The sequence below is a fragment of the Caulobacter sp. NIBR2454 genome (assembly GCF_027474405.1).
Lineage (GTDB): Bacteria > Pseudomonadota > Alphaproteobacteria > Caulobacterales > Caulobacteraceae > Caulobacter.
Map to the genome: position 1 here is coordinate 3,153,533 of NZ_CP114871.1, position 25,443 is coordinate 3,178,975.

Genomic DNA, 25,443 nt, shown 5'->3' on the forward strand with positions numbered 1-25,443 from the left:
GTCCAGTAGGAGAATTCAAGATGGCTGCGAACATCATCAAGCAACTGGAGCAGGAAGAAGCCCAGCGCCTGCTCAGCGCCCGCAAGGTTCCGGAATTCCAGCCCGGCGACACCCTGCGCGTCAACGTGAAGATCAAGGAAGGCGAGCGCGAGCGCGTTCAGGCCTATGAAGGTGTCTGCATCGCTCGTCAGGGCGGCGGCATCCACGAGAGCTTCACTGTCCGCAAGATTTCGTTCGGCGAAGGCGTGGAGCGTCTGTTCCCGCTGCTGTCGCCGAACATCGAAAGCATCGAAGTGAAGCGTCGCGGCGTCGTGCGTCGCGCCAAGCTGTACTACCTGCGTGATCGTCGCGGTAAGTCGGCTCGTATCGCCGAGCGTCAGATGAACACCAGCAAGGAAGAAGCGACCGAAGCCTAAGGCTTTCGTTTCGACCTGAAGATCGAGGGCCCCGGAGCGATCCGGGGCCCTTTTTCTATTCCGCCGGGGTATCTAGCCCGGCGTTGGTCCGGGCGCGGGTCAGACGGGCCTTGACCTGGCCTTCGCGCAGGAAGGCGCCGGGGATCTCGGTCAGGTGGCGAAGGCCGGCCACGGGCGAGAGATTACGAACCACCTGCCTCGCCTGGGACAGAACCTCGGCGCGCATGCGGCGGCCGTCGATCTCGCCCTCCTCGCGCACCATGCTGAGACGGTGCAGGGCGTAGAGGCCCAGGATCGCGGCGATCAGGAAGAAGAAGTCCCAGTTGGACAGGCGCAGGGCCCGCACCACCAGCGAGCCGTCGGGGCTGGTCCAGCGCAGAGCCACTTCAAGCGCGCGCACCGAGAAGAAGTCGGCGAAAAGTCCGCCCAGCACCGGCGCCAGGCCAGCGGCGGCCGAGGACACCATGGCGCTGGCGGCGACATAGGCGGTGGCCGAACCCTTGGGCGAAAGCTTCAAGGCGATATTGGCGGTGGCCAGCGTCACCCCCGCCGAAGCGAGCCCCATCAGCAGGTGCAAACCGATCAGATAGGCGCTGGCCCAGGTGCGGTCGGAAATCTGCGAGGCGCCCACCATGCCGGCGATGCAGAGCAGGAAGATCGGTGTGGCGAAGCCCAACACCGACTTGTTGGAAAAGCGGTCCGACAACAGGCCCCAGGACCGCAAGGCCACCAGGTTGGCCAACTGGCTGACGACGCTGAGGAGCACCACGAAGGTCATGGAGAAGCCCAGCTGGCGTACGAAGAACACCGTGAAGAACGGGGTCGCCAGGTTGGCCGCGAACTGCCAGCTGGCCAGATAGGCGATCAGGCGGCGGAAGTTGGCGTCACCGAACGGCGCACGCAGAAGGGCGAAGAAGTCCACCTTCTCCGGCGCGGCGGGCATGGGGGGCTCTGGCATGCGCGCCACGATCCAGGCGCTGATCATGCCGAACAGGCAGCCGATGATGTAGAGGCCAAAGAACGCCCAGCCGCGCATGTCCGAACCTCGCGGGGTGGCGTCCAGGACATAGGCGGCGGCGAGGCCGGCCACCATGCTGACCAGGGTGGCCCAGATGGTGCGCTTGGCGATGATCTCGCCCAGACGCTGCTCGGGCGCGAGATCACGGATCCAGGCGTTCCACGCGCAGCCGCCCACCGCGCCGGCGGCGCAGTAGACCAGTTGGGCCGCCAGTAGGGCGGCGAGCGACGGCCCGCCCGGGAAAAACGCCAGCACGGCCGTGCCGATCAGGGTGGCGCGACCCAGTACGGTGACGATGACGGCGATGCGCTTGCGGGTGCGAAGCCGCTCGATCAGCACCACGCTGGGGGCCTGCAACAGTTGGGTCCAGAACGGCAGGGCGGCGAGCAGGCCGATCACCGCGTTGGAGGCGCCAAGATAGAGGGCGAAGGCGGTCAGGATCACGCCGGACGTCATGGCGCCCGTCGTGTTCGAGAACGCCGACTCGACGACCATCTGACGCACGCCGCGTTCGCGCGCCTCCTCGGTCAGGTTCTCTTCGGGGGCCAGGAACATTCCGCTCAGGGTATCGAGGAATACGGCTTCAAAAAGCCCCCGGGGCAAAGCTTGTTCCGCCCTAAGGGATTGCGAGCCCCGAAAGGGCAAAATGTTGCGTACACGCCGCGGTTCGGCGGCGTTTTGTGAAAGAAGCTGCTGGCGGAACTGGACGAAGGCGCGGCTGAGGCCTAAATCGCCGCCATGTCCGGCAAAACCCTTTACGACAAGATCTGGGATGCGCACGTGGTCGCCGAGGATGGCGGCGAGGCGATCCTGTACATCGACCTGCACCTGATCCACGAGGTGACGACGCCCCAGGCCTTCGCCGGGCTTCGCACCGCCGGCCGCGCGGTGCGCCGTCCCGACCGCACCCTGGCCGTGGCCGACCACAACATCCCGACCGAGGGCCAGGACCTGGGCACGGCGGGCATCACCGATCCGGAAGCCAAGCTGCAGCTGGAGACCCTGGGCCGAAACACCGCCGCCGCCGGGATCGAGTATTTCGGCATGGGCGACATCCGCAACGGCATCGTCCACGTGGTCGGGCCCGAACAGGGCCGCACCCAGCCGGGCATGACCATCGTCTGCGGCGACAGCCACACCTCCACCCACGGCGCCTTCGGAGCCCTGGCGCACGGCATCGGCACGTCGGAGGTCGAGCACGTCCTGGCCACCCAGACCCTGCGCCAGAAGAAATCCAAGAACATGCGGGTCACCTTCGTCGGCTCGCCCGCGCCTGGCGTCGGCGCCAAGGACTACGCCCTGGCCATGATCGGCCAGATCGGCACCGGTGGCGGCACCGGCTACGTCATCGAATATGCGGGCGAGGCCATCGCTGAGCTGTCGATGGAGGGCCGCATGACCCTGTGCAACATGACCATCGAGGGCGGCGCCCGCGCCGGCCTGGTGGCGCCGGACCAGACCACGTTCGAGTACCTGCGCGGCAAGCCGGCGACGCCCAAGGGCGCGGCCTTCGACATGGCCATGTCCTACTGGAAAACCTTCTTCACCGACGCGGACGCCAAGTTCGATCGCGAGGTGGTGGTCGACGTGGCCGCCCTGGTCCCGACCGTAACCTGGGGCACCAGCCCCGAGGACGTGATCGCCGTGACCGACGTGGTGCCCGATCCGGCCGAGATCCCGGACGAGACCCGCCGCCTGTCGGCCCAGAAGGCGCTGGACTATATGGGCCTGACCGCCGGCCAGAAGATCACTGACGCCAAGGTCGACGTGGTGTTCATCGGCTCCTGCACCAACAGCCGCATCGAGGACCTGCGCGAGGCCGCCGGCGTCGTGCAGCACGCCTTCCTCCACGGCCGCATGGTGGCGCCGCATGTGCGGGCCATGGTGGTGCCAGGTTCGGGCCTGGTGCGCGAGCAGGCCGAGGCCGAGGGCCTGGACGCCATGTTCAAGGCCGCCGGCTTTGAATGGCGCGAACCGGGCTGTTCCATGTGCCTGGGCATGAACCCCGACAAGCTGACCCCGGGCCAGCGCTGCGCGTCCACCTCCAACCGCAACTTCGAGGGCCGGCAGGGACCCGGCGGGCGCACCCACCTGATGAGCCCGGCCATGGCCGCGGCGGCCGCCATCGCCGGCCATATCGCTGACGTGCGGGAGTTCCTGTGATGCAAGCCTTCACCCGCCTCGACAGCCGCGCCGCGCCGCTGAACCAGACCAATGTCGACACCGACCAAATCATCCCCGCCCGGTTCCTGAAGACCGTGGAGCGAGAGGGTCTGGGCAAGGGCCTGTTCCATGCCTTCCGCTACGACGAGAGCGGCGCCGAGCGGCCGGACTTCGTCCTCAACCGGCCGGAGTACAAGGGCGCTTCGGTCCTGATCGCCGGCGACAATTTCGGCTGCGGGTCGAGCCGCGAGCACGCCCCTTGGGCGCTGATGGATTTTGGCATTCGCTGCGTGATCGCGCCCAGCTTCGCCGACATCTTCAACAACAACTGCTTCAACAACGGCCTGCTGCCGATCGTGCTGCCGGTCGACCAGGTGAACGCCCTGATGGATGAGGCTAAGGGCGGCAACCACGTCTTCACCGTCGACCTGGAGGCCCAGACGGTCACCGCGCCGTCGGGCAAGGCCTACGTTTTCGAGATCGACCCGGGCCGCAAGGAGAAGCTGCTCAAGGGCCTGGACGCTATCGGCGAGACCCTGCAGCACGCGAGCGACATCGACGTCTATGAGACCAAGCGCGCCATCGGCCAGCCCTGGCTGGAGCTGGCGTGACCGTCATCGTCGCCGGGACCTTTCGCGTCCCGCCCGCGAACCTGGAAGCCTTTCGTCCGCACATGCTGACCATGCTGGCGGCCAGCCGGGCCGAGGACGGCTGCATCGAATATTCCTACGCCGAGGACGTGGCCGAGCCCGGCCTGATCCGGGTGTTCGAGGCATGGCGCGACCAGGCCGCCCTGGACGCCCACCTCGCCGCGCCGCATATCGCCCAATGGCGCGCGGCCTGGCCGCCGCACGGGGCGGGAGACCGCGCCCTGCGCGCCTATGACATCGCCCAAGACCGACAGACCTGAAGGACCGACCCATGGCCACTCTTTTGCTTCTTCCCGGCGACGGCATCGGTCCCGAGGTCTGCGCCCAAGTCCGCCGCGTGGCGGCCGCGCTCACCCCTGACCTGACGGTCGAGGAAAAGATCTATGGCGGCGCCAGCTATGACGCGCACGGCACGCCCCTGACCGAGGACACGCTCAACGCCGCCCTGGCCGCCGACGCGGTCCTGATGGGCGCGGTGGGCGGGCCGCAGTGGGCCGACGCTCCGCGTGACAAGCGCCCGGAAGCCGGGCTGCTGGCCCTGCGCAAGGCCATGAACGTCTATGGCAATCTGCGCCCAGCCTATTGCTTCGACGCCCTGGCTGACGCCTCCAGCCTCAAGCGCGAGCTGGTGGCGGGGCTGGACCTGATCTTCGTGCGCGAACTGGTGGGCGGGGTCTATTTTGGCCAGCCGCGCGGCATCGAGGATCTGGGGAACGGCCAGAAGCGCGGCCTCGACACCCAGGTCTACACCACCGCCGAGATCGAGCGCGTGGGCCGCATGGCCTTCGAGATCGCCCGCGGCCGCCGCAACAAGGTCCACTCGGCCGAAAAGTCGAACGTCATGGAGAGCGGCCTGCTGTGGAAGCAGGTGATCACCGACCTGCACAAGCGCGAGTACGCCGACGTCGAGCTGGAGCACATCCTGGCCGACAACTGCGCCATGCAGTTGGTGCGCGCGCCCAAGCAGTTCGATGTGATCGTCACCGACAACCTGTTCGGCGACATCCTGTCGGACGCGGCGGCCATGCTGACAGGCTCGCTGGGCATGCTGCCGTCGGCGGCCCTCGGTGATCCGGGCAAGCCAGGCCTGTACGAGCCGATCCATGGTTCGGCGCCGGACATCGCTGGCAAGGGTCTGGCCAATCCGCTGGCGGCGATCCTGTCCTTCGAGATGGCCCTGCGCTGGTCCCTGAACCGCCCCGCCGACGCCGACCGCCTGGTCGCCGCGGTCAAGGCGGCCCTGGACAACGGCGCCCGCACCCGCGACCTGGGCGGGCAACTGACCACCGCGCAGATGGGCGACGCGGTCCTGGCGGCGCTTTAGAGGGCCGGCGCGACGCCGATCTCGGCCAGCAGGACGCGGGGGTCGTAGATCGCGCCGTCCTTCATCACGAGTTCGACCTTGCGCACATCGGTCATCCGCTGGTCGGGCGCGCCGTCGATGAGGACCATGTCGGCCAGCCTGCCGGGCGTGATCGAGCCAAGCTCCGCCTCGCGGCCGGCGACCCGGGCCGAGCCCAGGGTGGCCATGTACAGAACGTCCAGGGGCGCGATCCCGGCCTCGGTATAGAGCTCCAGCTCCCGCTGATAGGCGAACCCTGGCGTGGTGTCGGTGCCGGGCACGAGGGGTACGCCGGCGTCGTGCAGCGCCTTCAGCAAGGCCTGCATGTGTTTGTAGGATACGGCGTTGCGACGCGCCTCCTCGTCGGTCTTGGCCAGGCCCGCGGCGAAGGAGCCCCTGCGGACCACGGGCGGCAGACGATTCACCACGGCGGCCAGGTTCGGATCGGCCTTTCCCGCGCGGCCGAGCAGGTGGTTCTCGTAGAGCGAAAAGGTTGGATCGACGACAGCGCCCTTGGCTTTGAGGAAGGCGATGAACTCGGTCACCTGCGGAGAGGTCATGTCGATCTCCCAGGCATGCTCGGCGATAGCGGTGATGCGGGTGATGCCATTGGTCTTGGCGTTGATCTCTGGCCGCATGAAGTTCAAGGCGGCGAAGTTGAGGTGATGGACCTCGTCATAGCCGTCCTCCACCGCCTGTCGCATGGTCATGCCGGCCGGCACGTGGCCGCTCAGCCGCAGGCCAAGGCGACGGCATTCTTCGGCCGCCACCGGGATGAGCTTGGGGTCTAGCGACGAGTAGAGCTTGATCTGGCGATAGCCCTGGGCGGCGTAGCTTCGGATCGCGGCGCGCATCTCGTCCGGCGTGCTGACCAGCACCTTGATCGGGCCGGCCAAAGGCCCGGGACCGTCGATGAAGCCGGCCGGCTCGATGCGCGGCCCAACCATGGCTCCGCTCTCGAAGTTGCGGCGACGTTCGGTGAGCTCCGCCAGATTGTTGGCCAGATCGCGAACGGACGTGACGCCAGCCGCCATATGCATGAGGCCCTGGGTGTTGGAGCTGACATGCACGTGCATGTCCCACAGTCCGGGCAGCAGGGTCTTTCCCGCACCCTCGATGATCTGAGCGCCGTCGGGGACGGGGACCGAACCATCAGGACCGACCGACAGAATGCGGTTGCCGCGCACCACGACGGTCGAGCCAGGCCGCATGACACGCGCCTGGGCGTCGAACAGCGCCACATTGCGGAACACCACCGGGCCCGCGGGCTTGCGCGTCAGGGCGGCGGTGCGTTGCAGGTCGCGCTCATTGAGGCTTTGGATCTGAAGGCGGAGCAGCAGTTTGGCTTCGTCTTCGACGCCCTTTCGGACCGTGGCGGACCAGTCGCTGCCGGACAGCAGCAACTCTCCCCGGCCGTCCAGCCAGATCGGTTGGGCGCCAAAGCCAAGCCCGGTGACGGCGTAGAGGTTGGCCCGGTGGGCGACGCCCGCGACCATCACCTGACGCTCCAGCAGCGGCTCGATCCTGGCCCGGCCGGCCGGCAGCAGATCCAGCTCGCGGTTCGGCGCCTTCAGCAGGGCGCGGGCCAGCATCGCCAGGTGTTCGGGGTTGCTCTCGCTGGGCCAGTAGAAGCCTGTCCTGGCGACAGAGCCGCTATCGCCGGCCGCCTTCCAGGTGGCGGTTCCTCCAGCGCGGTCGAAGCGCTCGTCCACCGCCAACTTGTAATAGTCGACGCCGGTCACGCTGAGGCTGACCGGCGACAGGTCGGCGCCCATGGAGATCACCGACGTGACCGACGGTCCACGTCCCCGGTCGTTGAAGCTGTAGGCGATCTCTCGGCCGCGCGCCGTGGCGGTGACCGCCATCTCGCCGCTGAGCTGACCCGAGGTCAGAACCACATAGGCCGTCGTCGGCTCGGCGATCGCCAGGACCGGCCAGGCGATCAAGGCCGCGATCGCGGATAGGCATGCGCGCAAGCCGGCTCTGGATTTCACAGCTGTTTCTCCCCTCGACATCCGCGCTTTCCTGACGGCCCGGCAGCGGCGATCATGAGCGTGCGCGCATGCTGGGCGAGGACGCTGCGGCGAATGGTCATGGACGAGCGGCAGGAGGTCGAACAGGTGCGGACGGCGCTTTTCAGAACAGGGGAACCGGGCGAGCTGCGTCTGGACCGGCGTCAATGGACGCTGCTTGTTCTCGCCGCCGCCAGCCTCTGGGTGATCGTCTACGGGCTGATCAATCTCAGCTGGTTCACGCCCTCGGCCCCCTATCCCGCTGAGCGCGCCGCGAGGCGACTGCTGACCTGCGCGGCGGGGTTTGGCCTGTGCATGACCATGGTCCCTTGGATGATGAAGGCAGCGCTGGCGCCCATCCGCCAACGCATCCTGATCGCCGTCGTGGCCAGCCTGGCGGCCTATGGGCTGCACCTGGCGACACGGCTGGCGGCGTTCCATCTGATCTGGCCGCTATGGGGCCCGCTGAGCGGCCACGTGGTCATCAAGGCTCTGCAGGGAGCCGGCTGGATGTTCCCCCTGTGGGCGGTGATCTGTCTGGCGGTGTTCGCCGAGATGCGCAGGGTGCAAAGCACGGCTCCGCGCCGAAGCCCCGAGGACCCGGCGGCCCACCTGTGGTTTCAGGATGGGGGCCGGCGTTTCCGCGTCGATCTCAACGACCTGACTCTGGTCGCGGCGGAAGGCGACTATGTGCGGCTGCATACCAGCGAGAAGCAGCACCTGGTTCGCGGCCGTTTGAAGGACCTGGCCGCCACCCTGCCCGCTGAACAGTTCATGCGGGTCCATCGCTCGTCCATCGTGCGGCTCGACGCGGTTCAGACGCTGGAGCGGGCTGGTTCGGTTTGGCGGATACGCCTGCGCGACGGTCATGAGACCCTGGTCAGCCGTCCGATGGGCAAGGCGGTGCGTGAGCGCATAGACGTTGCTAGCTAGGCCTCCACCGTCATCTGGGTCTGGGTGACGACGGCGACGAGCTTGCCGCCGTCCCCCTCGATCCGCGTGGTCCAGACGCTGGAGCGGCGGCCGATATGCAAAGGCGTGGATACCGCCGTCACCGTGGTCCCAGCCTTGGCCGAGGCGATGAAATTGGTCTTGCTCTCCAAGGTCGTGGTGCGCGCGCCTGAAGGCGTTGAGAGGAAGGCGCCGATGGCTCCCAGGCTGTCGGCCAGGGCCATCATCGCCCCGCCGTGCAGGATGCCGCCGGCCGTGCATACCTGTGGCGTCACCGCCAGGCGGCCCTCCACACGATCAGGCTGGGCGAGTAGGACCTCGACCCCCATCAGCTTGGCGAAGGGCAGCATGGCGATGTCGAGCGGCGCGGTCATTGAGCGTTTCCTTTGAGGTTTCGCCTATTGACCCGCGCCGTCCGTCACCCGGCAAGTGTACTCATTGTTCACTATCGAGATGGGCCATCATGGCCGGGGCGTAGCGCGTGCCGGCCGCTGCGCCCTTGGGAGCGGCGCGCTCCAGAGCCGCCAGGTCCTCGGCCGTCAGGGTCACTTCAAGAGCGCCCAGGGCTTCGGACAGGCGGTCGCGGCGGCGGGCGCCGATCAGCGGGATGATGTCGTCGCCCTGGGCCGCCACCCAGGCGATGGCGATCTGGGCGACGCTGACGCCCTTGGCGTCGGCCACCTCACGGATGGCGTCGACCAGGGCCAAGTTGTGGTCGAGGTTCTCGCCCTGGAAACGCGGCGCCATGGCGCGGAAGTCCCGGGCCATCGACCGATCCTTGGACCAGTGGCCGCTGATAAGGCCGCGCGACAGCACGCCATAGGCGGTCATGCCGATGCCCAGCTCGCGCAGGGTGGGCAGGATCTGATCCTCCAGGCCCCGCGAGATCAGCGAGTACTCGATCTGCAGGTCGGTGATCGGATGGACGGCGGCTGCGCGGCGGATGGTTTCGGCGCCGACCTCCGACAGGCCGATGTGGCGGATATAGCCGGCCTGGACCATCTCGCTGAGCGCGCCGATGGAGTCCTCGATCGGCACGTTGGGGTCGAGGCGGGAGGGGCGGTAGATGTCGATGTAGTCCACCTGCAGGCGCTTGAGGCTGTAGGCCAGGAAGTTCTTCAGGGCGGCGGGGCGGGAGTCGTAGCCCGCGAAGCCGCCGGCCGGGTCGCGCAGGGCGCCGGTCTTGACGCTGAGCACCACCTTGTCGCGATCGACGCCTTTCAGGGCTTCGGCGATCAGCATCTCGTTGTGGCCCATGCCGTAGAAGTCGCCCGTGTCGATCAGGTTGATCCCGGCGTCGAGGGCGGCGTGGATGGTGGCGATGCTCTCGGCCCGGTCTGTCGGGCCGTACATGTCGGACATGCCCATGGCGCCGAGGCCGAGGGCGGAGACTTGCGGGCCGGTGCGGCCGAGGGTGCGGGTCTTCATGGGGGAGGCTCCTGCTTGGATGAGCCGACTATGCGCCGCGCGAGTTCGTGCGATAATCCGGGTAAGTTTGAACGACCCGTTCGGAATTTCGCACAATGGCCGATCTCGACCTTGCCGATCTTGACGCCTTCGCCGCGGTGGCGCGGGCGCGCAGCTTTCGCGGGGCCGCGACCCTGCGCGGGGTGTCGGCCTCCAGCCTGAGCGAGGCGGTGCGGCGGCTGGAGGCGCGGCTGGACCTGCGCCTACTGAATCGCACCACCCGCAGCGTGACGCCGACGGAAGCGGGAGAACGGCTGCTGTCGCGCCTGGCGCCGGCGCTGGCCGAGGTGGCGGGGGCGGTGGAGGAGGCCAGCGCCCTGCACGACGCTGGGCCGGCGGGCACGCTGCGCCTCAACGCCCCCACGGCAGTGGCCCGTTACATCCTGCCGCCCATCGCCCTCCGCTTCATGGCCGCCTATCCGGGGGTGCGATTGGAGATCATCGCCCAAGACGACTTCATCGACGTGCTGGCGGCCGGCTACGACGCGGGCATCCGCTATGACGAGCGGATGCAGAAGGACATGATCGCCCTGCCCATCGGGCCGCGCGAGCAGAGGTTTGTCACTGTCGCGTCTCCCGCCTATCTGGCCGCGCATGGCGCGCCGCGTCATCCGCGCGAGCTTTTGGACCACGCCTGCATCCGCCACCGCTTCCTCAGCGGGGTGTCGCCGGCCTGGGAGTTCACCAACGGCGAGGAGACGATCCGCATCGCGCCGCAGGGGCCGCTGATCACCAACAGCCCAGAAATGCATTTCGCCGCTGTCGAGGCGGGCCTGGGGATCGCCTACCTGTTTGAGGACATGATCGCGCCGCAGCTGGCGTCGGGCGCCGTTGTGGAGGTACTGGCGGAATGGTCGGAGCGGTTCACCGGGCCGCGCCTGTACTACCATTCGCGCCGGCACATGCCGCCCGCTTTGAGGGCGTTCATCGACTTCATTCGGGCCGAGCGGTGAGCCTTCACGAATCCGGCGATCGAGGTTAAGAACAGAGCATGAACTTCGCGATCGCCTTCGCCGCCTCGGCCGTCCTCGCCCTCGCCTTCGCCGCCTGGGCGGTGATGGAGCGCCTGCGGGCGGCCCGCGCGGACGACCGCGCCTTCCAGCTTCAGGAACGGGTCGCCGACGCCGAAGCCCGCGCCCGGATGATGGAGGACCACGCCGCGACGCAAGGCGAGCTGCTGCGGGCCCAGGCCCATCAGCAGGCGAGCGTGGTGGCCGAAGAGCTGCTGAAACGCAGCGACGAGACCTTCCGCAACCGCGAGCTTCTGGCGCAGCAACGCCTTGAGGCGCAGCTGAAGCCGGTGGCCGAAACCCTGGCCAAGTTCGAGGCCCAGGTGCAGGCGGTGGAGAAGACACGCGCCGAGGAGAACGGCGGCCTGAAAGCCCAGATCGCCGCCCTGATGGAAGCGTCGACAGCCACCCAGGCCGAGGCCCGCAAGCTGTCGGCCGCCCTGCGCCGGGGCGCGGGGGTTCAGGGCCGCTGGGGCGAGCAGACCCTGCGCAACGTATTGGAGGCCGCGGGCCTCAACAGCCGCTTTGATTTCGAGGAGCAGTTCAGCGTCGATACCGAGGAAGGCCGCCGCCGTCCCGACGTGAAGGTCCGCATGCCCGGCGGCGGCATATTCGTCATCGACGCCAAGTGCTCGCTCAACGCCTTTCTCGACGCCCAGGACGCCACTGATGAGGCCCTGCGCGAGGCCGCCTTCGTTCGCCATGCCGCCAGCGTGCGCGCCCACATGACCGGGCTGTCGGCCAAGGCCTACTGGGATCAGTTCGCGGGCGAAGGCTCCCCCGACTTCGTGGCCATGTTCGTTCCCGGCGACGGCTTCCTGGCGGCGGCGCTCGACCGCCTGCCGGACCTGATGACCGAGGCGATGGAGAAGCGGGTGGTCATCGTCACCCCCACCACCCTGTTCGCCCTGTGCAAGGCGGTGGCCTATGGCTGGCGCGCCGAGGACCAGTCGCGCAACGCCGCCGAGATCGTGAAGGTCGGCCGCGAGCTCTACAAGCGCGTGTCGGTGATGGGCGCCCACGCCGGTTCGGTGGGCAAGGCGCTGGAGGCGGCGGTGTCGCGCTACAACCAGTTCGTCGGCTCGCTGGAGAGCCAGGTCCTGACCCAGGCCCGCCGCTTCGAGGATCTTTCCGTGGATCACGAAGGCAAGCAGGTCGAGGAATTGCAGCCGGTCGAGGGCGCCGTGCGGCCGCTGGTGAAGCTGTCGCAGCCTGCGGCCGAGTAGCGCCGCCGCCCCTGCAAAACTTGACGTTTGGGGTCCAGAGCCCTACCTCCCGCCTATGGCTATCCGACGTATCCTGACCGTGGACAACGCCGCCGACATGGCGGTGCTCAAGCAGGTCTCCACCCCTGTCGAGGGCGTGGACGACGAACTGCGCGCGCTGATGGATGACATGCTGGAGACCATGTACGACGCGCCCGGCATCGGCCTGGCCGCCGTGCAGATCGGCGTGCCCAAGCGCGTGATCGTCATGGACCTGTCCCGCGAGGGCGAGGACAAGGCGCCGCTCTACTTCGTGAACCCGGAGATCGTCTCGGCCTCCGAAGACACCCTTCCCTATGAGGAAGGCTGCCTGTCGATCCCGGAATACTTCGACGAGGTCGAACGCCCGGCCAAGGTCCGCCTGCGCTATCTGAACTATCAGGGTGAGCAGGTCGAAGAGGACGCCGAGGGCCTGTTCGCCGTCTGCGTTCAACACGAGATGGACCACCTGGAAGGCGTGCTGTTCATCGACCACCTGTCGCGCCTGCGCCGCGACCGGGCCATCACCAAGGTCAAGAAGGTCATGCGCGCCGCCTGAGGCGACGCGGGGCCGCAACGCCAACTTACAAAGGTCCAAGGACGATGAACCTTCACGCCCTGGCCATTCCGACCTTCACCCAGATGCTGCGGGCGCTGTCGGGACAACTCGACAAAGCCGCCGCCTTCGCCGGGCAGCAGCCGTCCGCGCTGATCGAGGCGCGGCTGGCGCCCGACATGTTCCCGCTGTCGGAGCAGGTGCGTTTCGCCTGTCGCCAGGCCGCCGAAACCATTTTGCGCCTGACTGGCCAGCCGCTGCACGAGAGGGCGGAGGTCGATCCGACCTTCGAGGCGCTCAAGGCTCGGATCGCCGAAACCCTAGCCCTGCTGGAGGCGACATCGGAGGCCGACTTCGAAGGGGCCGCCGAACGGGCCATCGAACTGGACCTTCCCAACGGCATCGTCTTCGACATGACCGGCGAGCAGTTCCTGCGCGACTGGGGTCTGCCGCAGTTCTATTTCCACCTGACCATCGCCTACGCCGTCATGCGCCAGGCGGGCGTTCCGCTGGGCAAGGCGGACCTTGTCCCGCACGCCCTGGCCTATCTGCGGCCAGGGACGATGCCGGGGGCGTAGCCTAGCGAGGCTTGGTCTCTTCCTTGCCGTCCGTCGCGCGCTTGACGTCGCCAGCGGCTTCGTTGGTCTCGCGCTTGAGATCGGAGCCGAGCTCCTTGCCCTCGCGCTTGGCGTCGGCCGCGGCGTCTTCCAGGGCGTCGCCAGCTTCGGCGGCGGTCTCCTTCAGAGCCTGGCCGCTGTCGCGGGCGGCCTCTTCGATCGCATTGCCGGCATCCCTCACGTCCGGGTCGTTCTTGATGTCGCTGGCGGCGTCGCGCACTTCCGAAGCGGCGCTGTCCGCGCCGTCCTTGATGTCGGCCCGTTGCTCCTGGGAGCAGGCGGCGACAGACAGGACTGCGACGGCCGTGGCGGCGAGAAGGATTGAACGCATGGTGAAGCTCTCCTCTGTTGCCGCATCAAACGTAGGCATGGCGAGGACGGTTCCGGACCGCTAAACCACCGCCATGCGTCTTGCTTTCCTCGGCACCCCCGATTTCGCGGTCAAAAGCTTGGCCGAGCTGGTCTCGGCCGGTCACGAGATCGTCTGCGTCTATTCCCAGCCACCTCGCCCGCGTGGTCGGGGTCAGGCGCTGAAGCCATCGCCCGTCCACGCCTTCGCCGAGACGTTGGGGCTGGAAGTGCGCACGCCCGCCTCCATGAAGTCGCCGGAGGAGATCGAGGCCTTCAAGGCGCTGGATCTGGACGCCGCCGTGGTCGTGGCCTTCGGCCAGATCCTGGTGAAGGAGGTGCTGGAGGCGCCGCGCCTGGGCTGCTTCAACGTCCACGCCTCCCTGCTGCCGCGCTGGCGGGGGGCCGCCCCGATCCAGCGGGCGATCATGGCCGGCGATCCGGTCACGGGCGTGCAGGTCATGCGCATGAGCGAGGGCCTGGACGAGGGGCCGGTGCTGCTGTCGGAGACAGTGCGCATCGACGCCCTGGACACCGCCGCCACACTGTCCGAGCGCCTGGCTCTGGTGGGCGCGCAGCTGTTGCCCCGGGCGCTAGCGGCAATCGAGCGCGGCGGCGCAGCGGGCGCGCCGCAGAGTGAAGAGGGCGTCACCTACGCCAAGAAGATCAAGGCCGAGGAGGCCCGCATCGACTGGACGCGCCCGGCCGTCGCGATCGACCGCCACATCCGTGGCCTATCCCCCTTCCCCGGCGCCTGGTTCGAGGGACCGGGTGGGGTTCGGATCAAGGCCCTGTTGTCGCGCCTGGAGGACGGCGAGGGCGCGCCCGGGACGACGCTGGATGACCGCCTGCTGATCGCCTGCGGCGAGGGCGCGGTGCGCCTGCTGACCGTCCAGCGCGAGGGCAAGGGCGCCCAGAACGCCGACGTCTTCCTGAATGGCTATCCGATCCCGGCCGGGGTGCAGTTGGGCTAAATCATTTGAAGAAGTCGAACTCTCTTCCAAGCACGTTCCAGAGTTCGAAAGCGCTTTGACGATCAAGCTGGAACGTCTGGCTCAGCTTTCCCGGAAATGCCCGTTCGTCTGAGCCATAGGTGTCGATTTGGAGCAGAGGCGTCTGCCCGTCGCGGTTCTCGAACTTGTATCGAGCTACGACCTGAGTCTTTTGAAGCTTCACACTGGGGCTGTCATGGCGCGCAAACCGCGTGATCAGTGGCATTCTCAACCTTTCACCGAGTAAGCCTTACTGATGCCGCGCTACCGCCTCCTCGTCGAGTATGACGGCCGTCCTTACCGGGGCCTGCAGGCCCAGGGCGACCTGCCCTCGGTGCAGGGCTCCATCGAGCGGGCGGTGAAGGCCTTCTGCGGCGAGGACGTGCGTCTGCAGGCCGCTGGCCGCACCGACACCGGCGTCCACGCCACGGGCCAGGTGGTTCACATCGACCTGGAAAAGGAGTGGAAGCCGGAGGTCGTGCGCGACGCCCTGAACGCCCACCTTGTCCCCGAGCCTGTGGCCATCGTCGAGGCGGAGCTGGCGGTGGGCGACTGGCACGCGCGGTTCTCGGCCACCGAGCGCCGCTACCAGTACCGCATCCTCAACCGCAAGGCCCCGCCGGCCCTGGACCAGGGGCGGGTGTGGCATGTGAAGAAGCCGATCGACGCAGAGGCCATGCACGCCGCCGGACAGGCCCTGGTCGGGCATCACGACTTCACCACCTTCCGCGACATGCAGTGTCAGGCTAAATCGCCGATGAAGACCCTGGATTTGGTGCGGGTCTATCGCCAGGGCGAGCTGGTGCTGGCCGAATTCGCCTCCCGCTCCTTCCTGCATCGCCAGGTACGATCCATGGTCGGCACCCTAGCTGAGGTCGGCGTCGGTCGCTGGACCGCCGAGGATCTCAAGGCCGCCCTTGAAGCCAAGGATCGCCGCGCCTGCGGGCCGGTGGCTCCGGCCGACGGACTGTACTTCACGGGCGTGGGTTACGAGAACGCCGCAAAATAGCGCGCGATCAGGCGCTCATAGACCTTGGTCAGGGCCTCGATTTCGGCGGTCGGGGCGCGTTCGTCGATCTGGTGCATGGTCGTGCCGACCAGGCCCATCTCCACCACCGGGCACAGGCTGCGGATGAAGCGGGCGTCGGAGGTGCCGCCGCTGGTGGAGCGTTCCGGCGGGTGGCCGGTGACGTCCTCGAAGGCGCCGGCGGCCACGTCGATGAAGGGGCCTGGCTCGGTCAGGAACGCCTCGCCACTGACCAGGGGCTCCAGAACGATCCTGCCGTTGAAGCCTTCGCCCGCCGCGGCGCATTCGGCCTGCAACCACTCGGTCAGCGAGGCCCCGGTGTGGTTGGGGTTAAAGCGGATGTTCAGCCGGGCCCGCGCTGTGGCCGGGATCACGTTCGTCGCCGGATTGCCGACGTCGATGGTGGTGACCTCCAGGTTCGAGGGCTGGAAGTCCTGATAGCCGTCATCCAGGACGCGGGCCTGCAGCTTGGCCAGCAGGTTCACCAGGACCGGAATTGGATTGGCCGAGCGGTGCGGATAGGCCACGTGGCCCTGAACGCCCTCGACCGTGATCCAGGCGTTGATGCTACCCCGGCGGCCAACCTTGATCATGTCGCCAAAGGCGGTGGCGCTGGTGGGTTCGCCCACCACGCAGTGATCGACGGGCTCACCCTCGGCGATCAGGGCCTCGACCACCTTCTTGGTGCCGTCGAGGGCCACACCCTCCTCGTCGCCGGTGATCAGGAAGCTGATGGAGCCGTCCGGGGCCGGGCTGCGCGAGACGGCGGCGACGAAGGCGGCGATGGCGCTCTTCATGTCCACCGCGCCGCGTCCGATCAGGACGCCGTTCACGACCGGGGCCTCGAAGGGATCCTGACTCCAGGCGGCGGCGTCGCCCACCGGGACCACGTCGGTGTGGCCGGCGAAGCAGAGGTTGGGCGAGGCGGTCCCGCGGCGGGCGTAAAGGTTCTCGATCTCGCCGTACTTCATGCGGCGGCAGGCGAAACCCAGCTGCTCCAGCTGGCGCTGCAGCACGTCCATGGCGCCGGCGTCGGCCGGGGTGACGGACGGGCGGCGGATCAGGGCCTGGGCGAAGGCGACGGGATCGATGGCGGCGGTCATGGCGCCGGTTTAGGCTGCGGACAAAGCCTGTGCAAATCAGAGTTCCGAATGCCCAAGATCGACGTCGCCGCCACCCCCGCCCTGGCTGGCACCGCCTACCCCCCGCCGTTCCACCTCAACTGCTACGGTCGCCAGCGCCAGAAACTGGGCGACGCGGGTGGCCTGAACCAGTTCGGGATCAACCTGATGCGCTTGCCTGACGGCCAGTGGAGCAGCCAGAGGCACTGGCACACGTCAGAGGACGAGTTCGTCTGGGTGCTGGAGGGCGAGGTGGTGCTGGTGGAGGACGAGGTCGAGACGATCCTGCGAGCCGGAGATTGCGCGGCCTTTCCGGCTGGCGTCCCCAACGGGCATCACCTTCAGAACCGCTCGGGACGCGACGCCCTGCTGCTGGAGGTGGGCGGCCGCCAGCCCGAGGCGGATGTCTGCACCTATCCCGGGATCGATCTGCACCTGCCTCTGGGCGCGGAAGGCTATGAGACCCTGGACGGCAAGTCCTATGGTCCCTTCATCCAGCGCACCGAGCCCTAGGCGGCGTCCTTGCCCGTCCTGGCCTCGGGCAGGGGATCGCCGTCGTTCGAGATCAGGATCGCAACCCAGCGGGTGCTGTCGAACTGGGCGAAGAGGAACATCAGCGCCAAGGTCAGGGGGATCGCCAGGAACGCCCCCGAGATGCCCCAGATCAGCGTCCAAGCGCCCAGAGCCACCAGACCCGCGGACGGATCAATGTTCTGGGTGTCGGCCTGCATCTTGGGCAGAACGAGGTTGCCGACCACGAACGAGATCGCCTGGATGGCGCCGAAGATCACCACGGCCGGCCATGCCTGGGGGAACTGCAGCAGGGCGAACAGGGCCGGAGCGATGCTGCCGATCGCCACGCCGAGCACCGGAATGTACGACAGCAGGAACAGGATCAGCGTCCAGAACAGGACATTGTCCAGGCCGACGGCCAGCATCACCAGACCCGAAGCGCCGGCGATCATCGCGCCCGTCACCGTCTGAACCCAGACATAGGCCTCGACGCCCTTCACACAGCGCTCGACCACGGCGTGCGCCTGGGTTGAAAGGGCCGAGGTCGCCGCGATGCGGTCGATCTTGGCGTCGATGCGGTGACGGCTGGCGAGCAGGAAGGTCAGGAACAGTAAGGTCAGGGTGATGCCGGCCATGGCGCCCTGTAGCTGGCCGAGGATGTTCTGGATCAGGGCGGGCAGGTCGATGCGCGACAGCAGACCGCGCAGGTGCAAAGGCTCGGACAGGCCAAACTGGGCGCCGGCCAGGGCCAGAAGATCGTCAAGACGCTCCTCCAGCCGCCCGGCCTCGCCCATAAGCTGGGCCGCGCCGCGCACCATGACGAAGGCTGATCCAAGCACCAGCAAGCCAAGGATGGCGCCTGTGCTCACCACCACCAGCCAGCGCGGCGCGCGGGGCCAGGCGCGCATCAGAGCGCGCGCCGTGGCGTCCACGAGCACCAGAAGGACGAGGGCGAGGACGAAGGGCTGGATGACGGCGCGGAACGCCCACAGCAACGCCAGGCCCGCCGCCACCCCGGTGACCGTCTGTGCGACCCTGGCCGGCGCTGTGATCACGACAGTTCCCTATCTTGCGCCCTCGGGCGCCAATCAGTCCCGCAGCAGCTCGTTGATGCCGGTCTTGGAGCGGGTCTGGGCGTCCACCGTCTTGACGATGACGGCGCAGTACAGGCTCGGACCACCATCCTTGCCCGGCATGGAGCCCGGCACAACAACACTGTAGGGCGGCACCTTGCCCATGTGGATCTGGCCGGTGGCGCGATCGACGATCTTGGTCGAGGCCGACAGGAAGACGCCCATGGACAGGACGGCGCCCTGACCGACGATGACGCCCTCAGCCACTTCCGAGCGGGCGCCGATGAAGCAGTCGTCCTCGATGATGGTCGGGTTCGCCTGCAGGGGCTCCAGGACGCCGCCGATGCCGGCGCCGCCGCTGATGTGGACGCGCTTGCCGATCTGGGCGCAGGAGCCGACCGTGGCCCAGGTGTCGACCATGGTGCTGTCATCGACGTAGGCGCCGATGTTCACGAAGGACGGCATCAGCACCACGCCCTTGCCGATGAACGAGCCACGGCGGGCCACGGCGCCCGGCACCACGCGGAAGCCCGCGGCGGTGAAGTCGCTGTCGGTCCAGTCTTCGAACTTCAGCGGCACCTTGTCGAAGTAGGGGCTGGGCGAGCCCGTGCCATTACCGCCGAACGGGGCGCCGGAGGCCATGACGCGGTTGGCGTTGAGCCGGAAGGACAGCAGCACCGCTTTCTTCAGCCACTGATGGGTGACCCACTCGCCGTCCACCTTTTCAGCGACGCGGGCCTGGCCGGCGTCGAGCATGGTCAGGACCTGGTCCACGGCGGTGCGAGCGCCGCCCCGGGTCTCCGGGGTGAGGGTGTCGCGAACGTCCCAGGCGGCTTCGATTTCGGACTGGAGCTCGAGGCTCATGACGCGGTCTCCTTGAGGCGGGCGGCGGCGAGAAACGCCGTCAGGTCGTTGGTCTTGTGATGGATGAAGTCGGCGGTCGAAGCGGGGGCGTCGTCGCCAACCAGCACGGTGGTCATGCCGATCAGGGCTGCGGGGGCGAGGTTCTTCTCGCTGTCCTCGAAGAAGGCGGCGGCGCGCGGATCGACGCCATGACGCTTGGTCATGCGGTCGAAGGTCCCTGGCGCGGGCTTGGGAATGTAGTCGGCCGCCTCGATATGGAAGGTGTCCTCGAACAGATCGTCGAGCTGCAGGTGCGCCAGGACCCGTTCGGCATGGGCCGCCGAGCCGTTGGTGAAGATCAGCCGGCGCCCCGGCAGGCGCTCGACCGCCGCGCGCAGCAGCGGGTCGGGCGTCAGGCGGTCCAGGGCGACATCGTGGACCTCGCTCAGGAAATCCGTCGGGTGGATGCCGTGATGGGCCATCAGGCCGGCCAGGGTCGTGCCGTGCTCGGTCCAGTAGCGCTTTTGCAGAGCCCGGGCCTCGTCGCGCGGCAGGCCGGTCTCGCGCGCCACGAAATCGGTCATCCGCACCTCGATCAGGCCCATGAACTCGGTCGAGGCCGGGTACAGGGTGTTGTCGAGGTCGAACAGCCAGACGTCTATGTTGGACAGGTCGGCGGTCATGCGCGGATGAGCGTGCCCGCGCCGTGCTCGCTGAACAGCTCCACCAGCATGGCGTGCGGCCGGCGCCCGTCCAGGATGACCACGGCCTCGACGCCCGATTCCACGGCGGCGATGGCGGTCTCCAGCTTGGGAATCATGCCGCCGGTGGCGACGCCCGAGGCGATCAGGCCGCGGGCCTCGGCCAAGGTCAGCTCGCGGATCAGCTGCTTGTTCTCGTCCAGCACGCCGGCAACGTCGGTGAGCAGCAGCATGCGCTTTGCCCGCAGGGCGCCGGCCAAGGCGCCGGCCACGGTGTCGGCGTTGATATTGTAGGTCTCGCCCTCTTCCGACACGCCGATGGGCGCCACGACGGGGATGTAGTCGCTCTCCGAATAGATCAGGGCCTCGATCAGATGCGGATCGACGATGGTCGGCTCGCCCACGAAGCCCAGGTCGATGACCTCCTCGATCATCGAGTCAGGGTCCTTCTTGGTGCGGGTGGCCTTTTCGACCGTGATCAGGCGGGCGTCCTTGCCCGACAGGCCCACGCCCCGCACGTCCGCCTCGCGGCCCGCCAGGGTGATCCAGTTGGCGATCTCCTTGTTGATCGCGCCGGACAGGACCATCTCGGCCACTTCCATGGTGGCCGAATCGGTGACGCGCAGGCCGTCGATGAAGGTCGACTTCACGCCGGCGCGGTCGAGCATGCGGCTGATCTGCGGACCGCCGCCGTGGACGACCACTGGATGCACGCCCAAGAGTTTGAGCAGAACGGCGTCGGCGGCGAAGCGCTTGGCGCTCGACTCCTCGCCCATGGCGTGGCCGCCGTACTTGATGACCACGGTTTCGCGGTCATAGATCTGGATATAGGGCAGAGCCTCGGCGAGGGTTTTCGCGCCAGCCCAGCCGGCTTCCTCGGAATTGTCGGTCATTTCGGCGGTCTCCGCCCAATCGAAAGGCGCGTCTCGATAGCGGACCCGCGCCCCCCTGTCACCTTCGCCTTGGGCTAGGCGCCGGCTGCTGGAGTGCTAGCGTCCCGGCTCGTGATTTGAGGGGAGCTCCATGAAGCAACTGGTGATGGCGGCGACGGCCGTGGCGATGGTCGCGGGCGCGGCCCAGGCGGCGACGGTGGCGGTGACCGCCGATCGCATGCTGGATGTGGCCACGGGCAGATATGTCGACAAGCCGCTGATCCTTGTCACCGACGGCAAGATCACCAGCATCAGCCCTCTGGCGGCCACCACGATCCCCGAGGGGACTAAGACGGTGGACCTGGGCGCGGTGACCCTCGTGCCGGGCCTGATCGACATGCACACCCATCTGGAGGGTGCGCCCGAGATGGGCGGCTATACCGGCCTGCAATACACCGACAGCTTCCACACCTTCACCGCGCCCCGGAACGCCAAGGACACGCTTGAGGCCGGCTTCACCACCGTCCGCTCGCTGGGCACCTCGCCCTATGTGGATGTGGGCCTGAAGCAGGCGATCGACATGGGATATCTGGTGGGGCCGCGGGTGATCCCTGCGGGCTCCAGCTTCGGCGCGACGGGCGGCCACTGCGACAGCACCTATTTCCCGCCGTCCATGAAGCAGGCCAGCGAGTTCAACGCCGACAGCCCCGAAGGCGGACGCAAGGTGGTCCGCACCCTTCGCAAATACGGAGCAGAGGTGATCAAGATCTGCGCCACGGGCGGGGTCTTCTCGCGCAACACCGAACCGGGCCAGCAGCAGCTGTCCCTGGCCGACATGACCGCGATTGTCCAAGAGGCCCACATGTGGGGCCTGAAGGTCGCCGCCCACGCCCACGGGGCGGCGGGGATCAAGGACGCCATCCGCGCCGGCGTCGACACCATCGAGCATGTCAGCCTGGTGGACGACGAGGGCATCCGTCTGGCCAAGCAGCAGGGCGCTTGGTTCTCGATGGATATCTACAACACCGAATACACCCAGGCCGAGGGCGCCAAGAACGGCGTGCTGGAGGACAACCTGCGCAAGGATCGCGAGATCGCCGAAATCCAGCGCAACAACTTCCGCAAGGCGCACGCGGCGGGCGTGAAGATGGTCTACGGCACCGACACCGGCGTCTATCCGCACAAGGACAGCGCCAAGCAGTTCGCCATCATGGTCCGCTACGGCATGACCCCGCTGGAAGCGATCCGCACCGCCACCTTGAACGCCTCCGAGGCCCTGGGTCGTCCGGAGGTCGGACAGATCACGGCTGGAGCCTGGGGCGACATGATCGCCGTGTCCGGTGACCCGCTCACCGACGTAAAGGTGCTGGAAAAGCCGGTCTATGTGATCAAGGGCGGCGAGGTAGTCAAAGGGCCGAACTGACCTTGGCCTTGAGGCGTATCAAGGCCACACACCAAGCGATCAGCTAGGCGGACCCGATGAGAACCCGAACCGCGACCGCCGCCCTGATCGCCCTTGGCCTGCTGGCCGCCTCACCCGCCGCCGCGACCACCGTGGACAGCGTGGAGGCTGAACGCACCGCGCTCTGCGTGCGGTCGGTCGAGCTGGCCGGTCTGCGCGAGGACATGGAGGCCAGAATCTCGACCATCGTCGAACAGGTGACGGAGCGGATCACGCCCTTCGCCGACGACGAAGATAGCGTCCAGGCCTACAAGACCGCCCTGTCCCTGGCCCTGGACGCAGGCAAGGCCGTGGTGGTGCAGCGGGTGATCGAGACCTGCGCGGCGACATTCACCGTCGAGGAGTTGAACGGCATCAACGCCTTCTACGTCTCGCCCGCCGGCAAGGCGTGGCTGGAGAAGGGCCGCAACATCATGGCCCCGGCCATGGAGAACGCCATCGCCGAGGTTCAGCCGCAGATCGAGGCGGAGATGCAGGCGCGCTTCTGCGCCGCCATCGGCGGCTGCGGCCCGGCCGAGCCGATGCTCGCGCCCACCCCGCGGGTCGCTGGCAAGAAGACCTGAGCCCTAGGGCCGCACTTCGCAGACGGTCATGATCTCGGCGCGGAGCTCGGGGATGCCGTGCCCCTTCTCCGACGAGGTGACCAGCACGTTCGGGAAGGCGGCCGGACGTTTGGCGATGGCCTTGAGAGTCTTTTGGGCCACGGCCTCGACTTCGGCCGGCTTCATCTTGTCGGCCTTGGTCAGGACGATCTGGTAGGACACGGCCGCCTTGTCCAGGGCGTCCATGGGCTCGTTGTCGACGGTCTTGAGGCCATGGCGGCTGTCGATCAGCAGATAGACGCGCTTGAGGGCCGGTCGGCCGCGCAGATAGTCGCGCCCGAGGTTCTGAAACTTCTTCACCTCGGTCTTGGCCGCACGCGCCCAGCCGTAGCCAGGCAGATCGACCAGGCGCAGCTTGTCGTCGGTGACGAAGAAGTTCACCTCGCGGGTTCGCCCCGGCTCGTTCGACGCGCGCGCCAGATATTTCTGGCCGACGACGGCGTTGATCAGGCTGGACTTGCCGACATTGGAGCGGCCGGCGAAGGCCACCTCAGGCAGGTCGTCCGGCGGCAGGCCGTCCATGTTGACGGCGCCCATGAGGAACACCGACGGGCGGGCGAACAGCAGCCGCCCGGCCTCCAGCTCATCCTCGGTGAAGCGCGGATCGTCGCTCAAGTCAGGCCGCCTCGGGTTTCTTGCCGGACAGGCGGTTGATGATCTGGTCGATCGGGTTCTCCACCTTGTAGCGGCGGAAGATCACGTACTGCTGGGCGATCGTGAGCACGTTCGACCACGTGTAGTAGATGATCAGGCCGACCGCGAACTGCGACAGCATGAAGGTGAACAGGATCGGCATGTAGGCGAAGATCTTGCGCTGAACCGGATCGGCCGGCGGCGGGTTCATCGCCTGGCTGAGCCACATGGACACGCCATAGGCGATGCCCCAGACGCCCAGGTGCAGCGGACCGTTCAGGATCGAGCCGATCACCGGGATCGCGGCCGGGTCATAGGGAATGACGCCGAACAGGTTCCAGATCGTCGACGGATCGCGCGAGGACAGGTCCTTGATCCAGCCGAAGAACGGCGCGTGGCGCATCTCGATGGTGACGGTCAGCACCTTGAACAGGGCGTAGAAGACCGGAATCTGCACCAGCATCGGCAGACAGCCCATGAACGGGTTGACCTTCTCGCGCTGGTAGAGGGCCATCATCTCCTGCTGCTGCTTGGCCGGATCGTCCTTGAAGCGGGCGCGCAGGTCTTCGACCTGGGGCTGGACCTTCTTCATCTTGGCCAGGGACTCGTAGCTCTTGTCCGCCAACGGGTAGAACAGCAGCTTGACGACCACGGTCAGGGCCAGGATGGCCAGGCCGAAGTTGGCCAGGTGCTTGAAGACGAACTCCAGCACCAGGAAGATCGGGCGGGTCAGGAACCAGAAGTTGCCCCAGTCGACGGCCATGTCGAAGCGGGGGATGCCCAGCTCGGCCTGATACTCGCGCAGCACCGGAACGCGCTTGGCGCCCGCGAACAGGCGGCTGGTTTCGGTGATGGCCGCGCCCGGCGCGACGGTGCGGGCCGAGCCGAGCCAGTTGGCGTCGTAGATGTCGGCGCCGCCGACGGGGGTGACGCGGAACTGGCCCTTGATGGTTTCGGTCTGGGTGGGGATCAGCGCCGCCAGCCAGTACTTGTCGTTGATGCCGATCCAGCCGCCCTTGGAGGCGAAGGACTGGTCGGGCTCCTTCTTCCACTTCTTGTACTTGGCTTCGTGCAGGTCGGGCTTGTCGGTGCCCAGCATGGCGATGCCGCCTTCGTGGACGATCTGGTTGGAGCCCAGGCCCTCGGGCACGCCCTGGCGCTGGACCGAGGCGTAGGGGGTCAGGCTGACCGGCGCGGCGCCGGTGTTGCGCACCGTGTCGCTGATCGTGAACAGGAAGCGGTCATCCACCTCGATCCGGCGGGAGAATTGCAGCCCCTGGCCGTTGTCATAGGTAAGAACGATAGGACGGCCCGGCGCCAGCTTGTCGCCCTGGGCGACGGTCCAGACGGTGTTGGGTCCCGGCAGGCCGGGCAGGTTCTGACCGACCCAGCCGAAATCGGCGAAATAGGCGTGTTCGGTCCCCTCGGGGCGGAAGAGCTCGACCGGCGGGGAGTTGGGAGACACCGTCTCGCGGTACTTCGACAGGTACAGGTCGTCGATGCGCGCGCCCTTCAGGGCCACCGAGCCCTTGAGCGACGGCGTGTCGATCGCCACTCGCGGGCTGGCCGCGACGGCCTGGGCGCGGTTCACGCGCTGGCTCGGCGCGCTGGCGGTCGGCCCCAGGGGACCGGCGTTGGAGCCCTTCTGCGCCTGTTCGGTCGCGGCGCGGGCCCGCATCTCGGCCTGACGCTTCTTGGTCTGCGGCTCGAGCACCAGGAACTGGTAGGCGATGAAGATGACGGCAGCCGCGACGACGAAGATGATCGTGTTGCGGGAATTGTCGTTGCGCATACGGGGCCTTGGAAGCGG

General features: G+C 67.6%; 28 protein-coding genes. 15 read left to right on the plus strand and 13 right to left on the minus strand.

Annotated features, from left to right (window positions below):
- The first annotated feature begins 20 nt into the window (after positions 1-20).
- Positions 21-416 carry a 50S ribosomal protein L19 gene (gene rplS / locus O5K31_RS15345; RefSeq protein WP_269714616.1) on the plus strand — a complete coding sequence of 132 codons (396 nt, stop codon included), beginning with the start codon at positions 21-23 and terminating at the stop codon, positions 414-416.
- 55 nt (positions 417-471) lie between these two features.
- On the opposite strand, the gene O5K31_RS15350 is transcribed toward rplS, so the two are convergent.
- The gene (locus tag O5K31_RS15350) at positions 472-1,989 is read right to left on the minus strand and encodes an MFS transporter (protein WP_269714617.1); all 1,518 of its coding nucleotides are present in this window, start codon (positions 1,987-1,989) and stop codon (positions 472-474) included.
- Between the two features lie 183 nt (positions 1,990-2,172).
- Here O5K31_RS15350 and leuC point away from each other — a divergent pair, with 183 nt between their 5' ends.
- The 4 genes from leuC to leuB are packed head-to-tail and all read left to right on the plus strand — an operon-like array spanning position 2,173 to position 5,571.
- Positions 2,173-3,597 (plus strand): 3-isopropylmalate dehydratase large subunit, encoded by a 1,425-nt coding sequence (gene leuC / locus O5K31_RS15355; RefSeq protein WP_269714618.1) that lies wholly within the window; start codon positions 2,173-2,175, stop codon positions 3,595-3,597.
- Positions 3,597-4,208, plus strand: coding sequence for a 3-isopropylmalate dehydratase small subunit (leuD, locus tag O5K31_RS15360; protein ID WP_269714619.1), 612 nt, complete (start codon positions 3,597-3,599; stop codon positions 4,206-4,208). Before leuC ends, leuD begins: the two co-directional genes overlap by 1 nt.
- Complete coding sequence (locus O5K31_RS15365; RefSeq protein WP_269714620.1) at positions 4,205-4,507, plus strand: putative quinol monooxygenase; 303 nt, start codon at positions 4,205-4,207, stop codon at positions 4,505-4,507. Before leuD ends, O5K31_RS15365 begins: the two co-directional genes overlap by 4 nt.
- A gap of 11 nt (positions 4,508-4,518) precedes the next feature.
- Positions 4,519-5,571 (plus strand): 3-isopropylmalate dehydrogenase, encoded by a 1,053-nt coding sequence (leuB, locus tag O5K31_RS15370; RefSeq protein ID WP_269714621.1) that lies wholly within the window; start codon positions 4,519-4,521, stop codon positions 5,569-5,571.
- On the opposite strand, the gene O5K31_RS15375 is transcribed toward leuB, so the two are convergent.
- Entirely contained in the window at positions 5,568-7,535 is a 1,968-nt protein-coding gene (locus tag O5K31_RS15375; RefSeq protein ID WP_269714622.1) for an amidohydrolase family protein, read from the minus strand. The genes leuB and O5K31_RS15375 overlap by 4 nt on opposite strands.
- 147 nt (positions 7,536-7,682) lie before the next feature.
- Between O5K31_RS15375 and O5K31_RS15380 the strand changes: the two genes are divergently transcribed.
- Positions 7,683-8,534 (plus strand): LytR/AlgR family response regulator transcription factor, encoded by an 852-nt coding sequence (locus O5K31_RS15380; protein ID WP_269714623.1) that lies wholly within the window; start codon positions 7,683-7,685, stop codon positions 8,532-8,534.
- Here O5K31_RS15380 and O5K31_RS15385 read toward each other — a convergent pair.
- Both O5K31_RS15385 and O5K31_RS15390 read right to left on the minus strand, forming a co-directional pair.
- Positions 8,531-8,926 (minus strand): PaaI family thioesterase, encoded by a 396-nt coding sequence (locus tag O5K31_RS15385; RefSeq protein WP_269714624.1) that lies wholly within the window; start codon positions 8,924-8,926, stop codon positions 8,531-8,533. The two genes, O5K31_RS15380 and O5K31_RS15385, sit on opposite strands and share 4 nt — an antisense overlap.
- 61 nt (positions 8,927-8,987) lie before the next feature.
- Positions 8,988-9,980, minus strand: coding sequence for an aldo/keto reductase (locus tag O5K31_RS15390; protein WP_269714625.1), 993 nt, complete (start codon positions 9,978-9,980; stop codon positions 8,988-8,990).
- 95 nt (positions 9,981-10,075) lie between these two features.
- Here O5K31_RS15390 and O5K31_RS15395 point away from each other — a divergent pair, with 95 nt between their 5' ends.
- Genes O5K31_RS15395 through O5K31_RS15410 form a run of 4 tightly spaced genes read left to right on the plus strand, consistent with a single transcriptional unit; the run spans position 10,076 to position 13,407 of the window.
- Entirely contained in the window at positions 10,076-10,972 is an 897-nt protein-coding gene (locus O5K31_RS15395; protein ID WP_269714626.1) for a LysR family transcriptional regulator, read from the plus strand.
- A 38-nt stretch (positions 10,973-11,010) separates the two neighbouring features.
- Positions 11,011-12,255, plus strand: a complete 1,245-nt coding sequence (gene rmuC / locus O5K31_RS15400) for a DNA recombination protein RmuC (RefSeq protein ID WP_269714627.1) — start codon at positions 11,011-11,013, stop codon at positions 12,253-12,255.
- A gap of 55 nt (positions 12,256-12,310) precedes the next feature.
- On the plus strand, positions 12,311-12,832 hold the full coding sequence (gene def, locus O5K31_RS15405) for a peptide deformylase (RefSeq protein ID WP_269714628.1): 522 nt from the start codon (positions 12,311-12,313) through the stop codon (positions 12,830-12,832).
- A gap of 44 nt (positions 12,833-12,876) precedes the next feature.
- Positions 12,877-13,407, plus strand: a complete 531-nt coding sequence (locus tag O5K31_RS15410; protein ID WP_269714629.1) for a DUF1993 domain-containing protein — start codon at positions 12,877-12,879, stop codon at positions 13,405-13,407.
- Between the two features lies 1 nt (position 13,408).
- Here O5K31_RS15410 and O5K31_RS15415 read toward each other — a convergent pair whose 3' ends face one another.
- On the minus strand, positions 13,409-13,777 hold the full coding sequence (locus O5K31_RS15415) for a cell surface protein (RefSeq protein ID WP_269714630.1): 369 nt from the start codon (positions 13,775-13,777) through the stop codon (positions 13,409-13,411).
- Between the two features lie 73 nt (positions 13,778-13,850).
- On the opposite strand from O5K31_RS15415, the gene fmt reads away from it, so the two are divergent.
- On the plus strand, positions 13,851-14,768 hold the full coding sequence (fmt, locus tag O5K31_RS15420; RefSeq protein ID WP_269714631.1) for a methionyl-tRNA formyltransferase: 918 nt from the start codon (positions 13,851-13,853) through the stop codon (positions 14,766-14,768).
- Between the two features lies 1 nt (position 14,769).
- On the opposite strand, the gene O5K31_RS15425 is transcribed toward fmt, so the two are convergent.
- Positions 14,770-15,012 (minus strand): hypothetical protein, encoded by a 243-nt coding sequence (locus tag O5K31_RS15425; RefSeq protein WP_269714632.1) that lies wholly within the window; start codon positions 15,010-15,012, stop codon positions 14,770-14,772.
- A 30-nt stretch (positions 15,013-15,042) separates the two neighbouring features.
- On the opposite strand from O5K31_RS15425, the gene truA reads away from it, so the two are divergent.
- Positions 15,043-15,795, plus strand: coding sequence for a tRNA pseudouridine(38-40) synthase TruA (gene truA, locus O5K31_RS15430; protein WP_269714633.1), 753 nt, complete (start codon positions 15,043-15,045; stop codon positions 15,793-15,795).
- On the opposite strand, the gene dapE is transcribed toward truA, so the two are convergent.
- Positions 15,774-16,916 (minus strand): succinyl-diaminopimelate desuccinylase, encoded by a 1,143-nt coding sequence (gene dapE, locus O5K31_RS15435; RefSeq protein ID WP_269714634.1) that lies wholly within the window; start codon positions 16,914-16,916, stop codon positions 15,774-15,776. The genes truA and dapE overlap by 22 nt on opposite strands.
- A 48-nt stretch (positions 16,917-16,964) precedes the next feature.
- Here dapE and O5K31_RS15440 point away from each other — a divergent pair, with 48 nt between their 5' ends.
- Positions 16,965-17,447, plus strand: a complete 483-nt coding sequence (locus O5K31_RS15440; protein WP_269714635.1) for a cupin domain-containing protein — start codon at positions 16,965-16,967, stop codon at positions 17,445-17,447.
- Here the strand turns inward: O5K31_RS15440 and O5K31_RS15445 are convergent.
- The 4 genes from O5K31_RS15445 to argB are packed head-to-tail and all read right to left on the minus strand — an operon-like array spanning position 17,444 to position 20,957.
- The gene (locus tag O5K31_RS15445; RefSeq protein ID WP_269714636.1) at positions 17,444-18,502 is read right to left on the minus strand and encodes an AI-2E family transporter; all 1,059 of its coding nucleotides are present in this window, start codon (positions 18,500-18,502) and stop codon (positions 17,444-17,446) included. The two genes, O5K31_RS15440 and O5K31_RS15445, sit on opposite strands and share 4 nt — an antisense overlap.
- A gap of 33 nt (positions 18,503-18,535) precedes the next feature.
- Positions 18,536-19,384 carry a 2,3,4,5-tetrahydropyridine-2,6-dicarboxylate N-succinyltransferase gene (gene dapD / locus O5K31_RS15450; protein WP_269714637.1) on the minus strand — a complete coding sequence of 283 codons (849 nt, stop codon included), beginning with the start codon at positions 19,382-19,384 and terminating at the stop codon, positions 18,536-18,538.
- A complete protein-coding gene (locus O5K31_RS15455; protein ID WP_269714638.1) occupies positions 19,381-20,046 on the minus strand; it encodes a pyrimidine 5'-nucleotidase in 666 nt (221 codons plus the stop codon). The genes dapD and O5K31_RS15455 overlap by 4 nt, the downstream gene beginning before the upstream one ends.
- On the minus strand, positions 20,043-20,957 hold the full coding sequence (argB, locus tag O5K31_RS15460; RefSeq protein ID WP_269714639.1) for an acetylglutamate kinase: 915 nt from the start codon (positions 20,955-20,957) through the stop codon (positions 20,043-20,045). The genes O5K31_RS15455 and argB overlap by 4 nt, the downstream gene beginning before the upstream one ends.
- Before the next feature lie 130 nt (positions 20,958-21,087).
- On the opposite strand from argB, the gene O5K31_RS15465 reads away from it, so the two are divergent.
- Both O5K31_RS15465 and O5K31_RS15470 read left to right on the plus strand, forming a co-directional pair.
- Entirely contained in the window at positions 21,088-22,359 is a 1,272-nt protein-coding gene (locus O5K31_RS15465; RefSeq protein ID WP_269714640.1) for a Xaa-Pro dipeptidase, read from the plus strand.
- Positions 22,360-22,415: 56 nt separating this feature from the next.
- The gene (locus tag O5K31_RS15470; protein ID WP_269714641.1) at positions 22,416-22,961 is read left to right on the plus strand and encodes a DUF2059 domain-containing protein; all 546 of its coding nucleotides are present in this window, start codon (positions 22,416-22,418) and stop codon (positions 22,959-22,961) included.
- A 3-nt stretch (positions 22,962-22,964) separates the two neighbouring features.
- Here O5K31_RS15470 and yihA read toward each other — a convergent pair whose 3' ends face one another.
- Together yihA and yidC are read right to left on the minus strand one after the other, a co-directional pair.
- Positions 22,965-23,615 carry a ribosome biogenesis GTP-binding protein YihA/YsxC gene (gene yihA, locus O5K31_RS15475; protein WP_269714642.1) on the minus strand — a complete coding sequence of 217 codons (651 nt, stop codon included), beginning with the start codon at positions 23,613-23,615 and terminating at the stop codon, positions 22,965-22,967.
- 1 nt (position 23,616) lies between these two features.
- The gene (yidC, locus tag O5K31_RS15480) at positions 23,617-25,425 is read right to left on the minus strand and encodes a membrane protein insertase YidC (RefSeq protein ID WP_269714643.1); all 1,809 of its coding nucleotides are present in this window, start codon (positions 25,423-25,425) and stop codon (positions 23,617-23,619) included.
- Between the last annotated feature and the right edge of the window lie 18 nt (positions 25,426-25,443).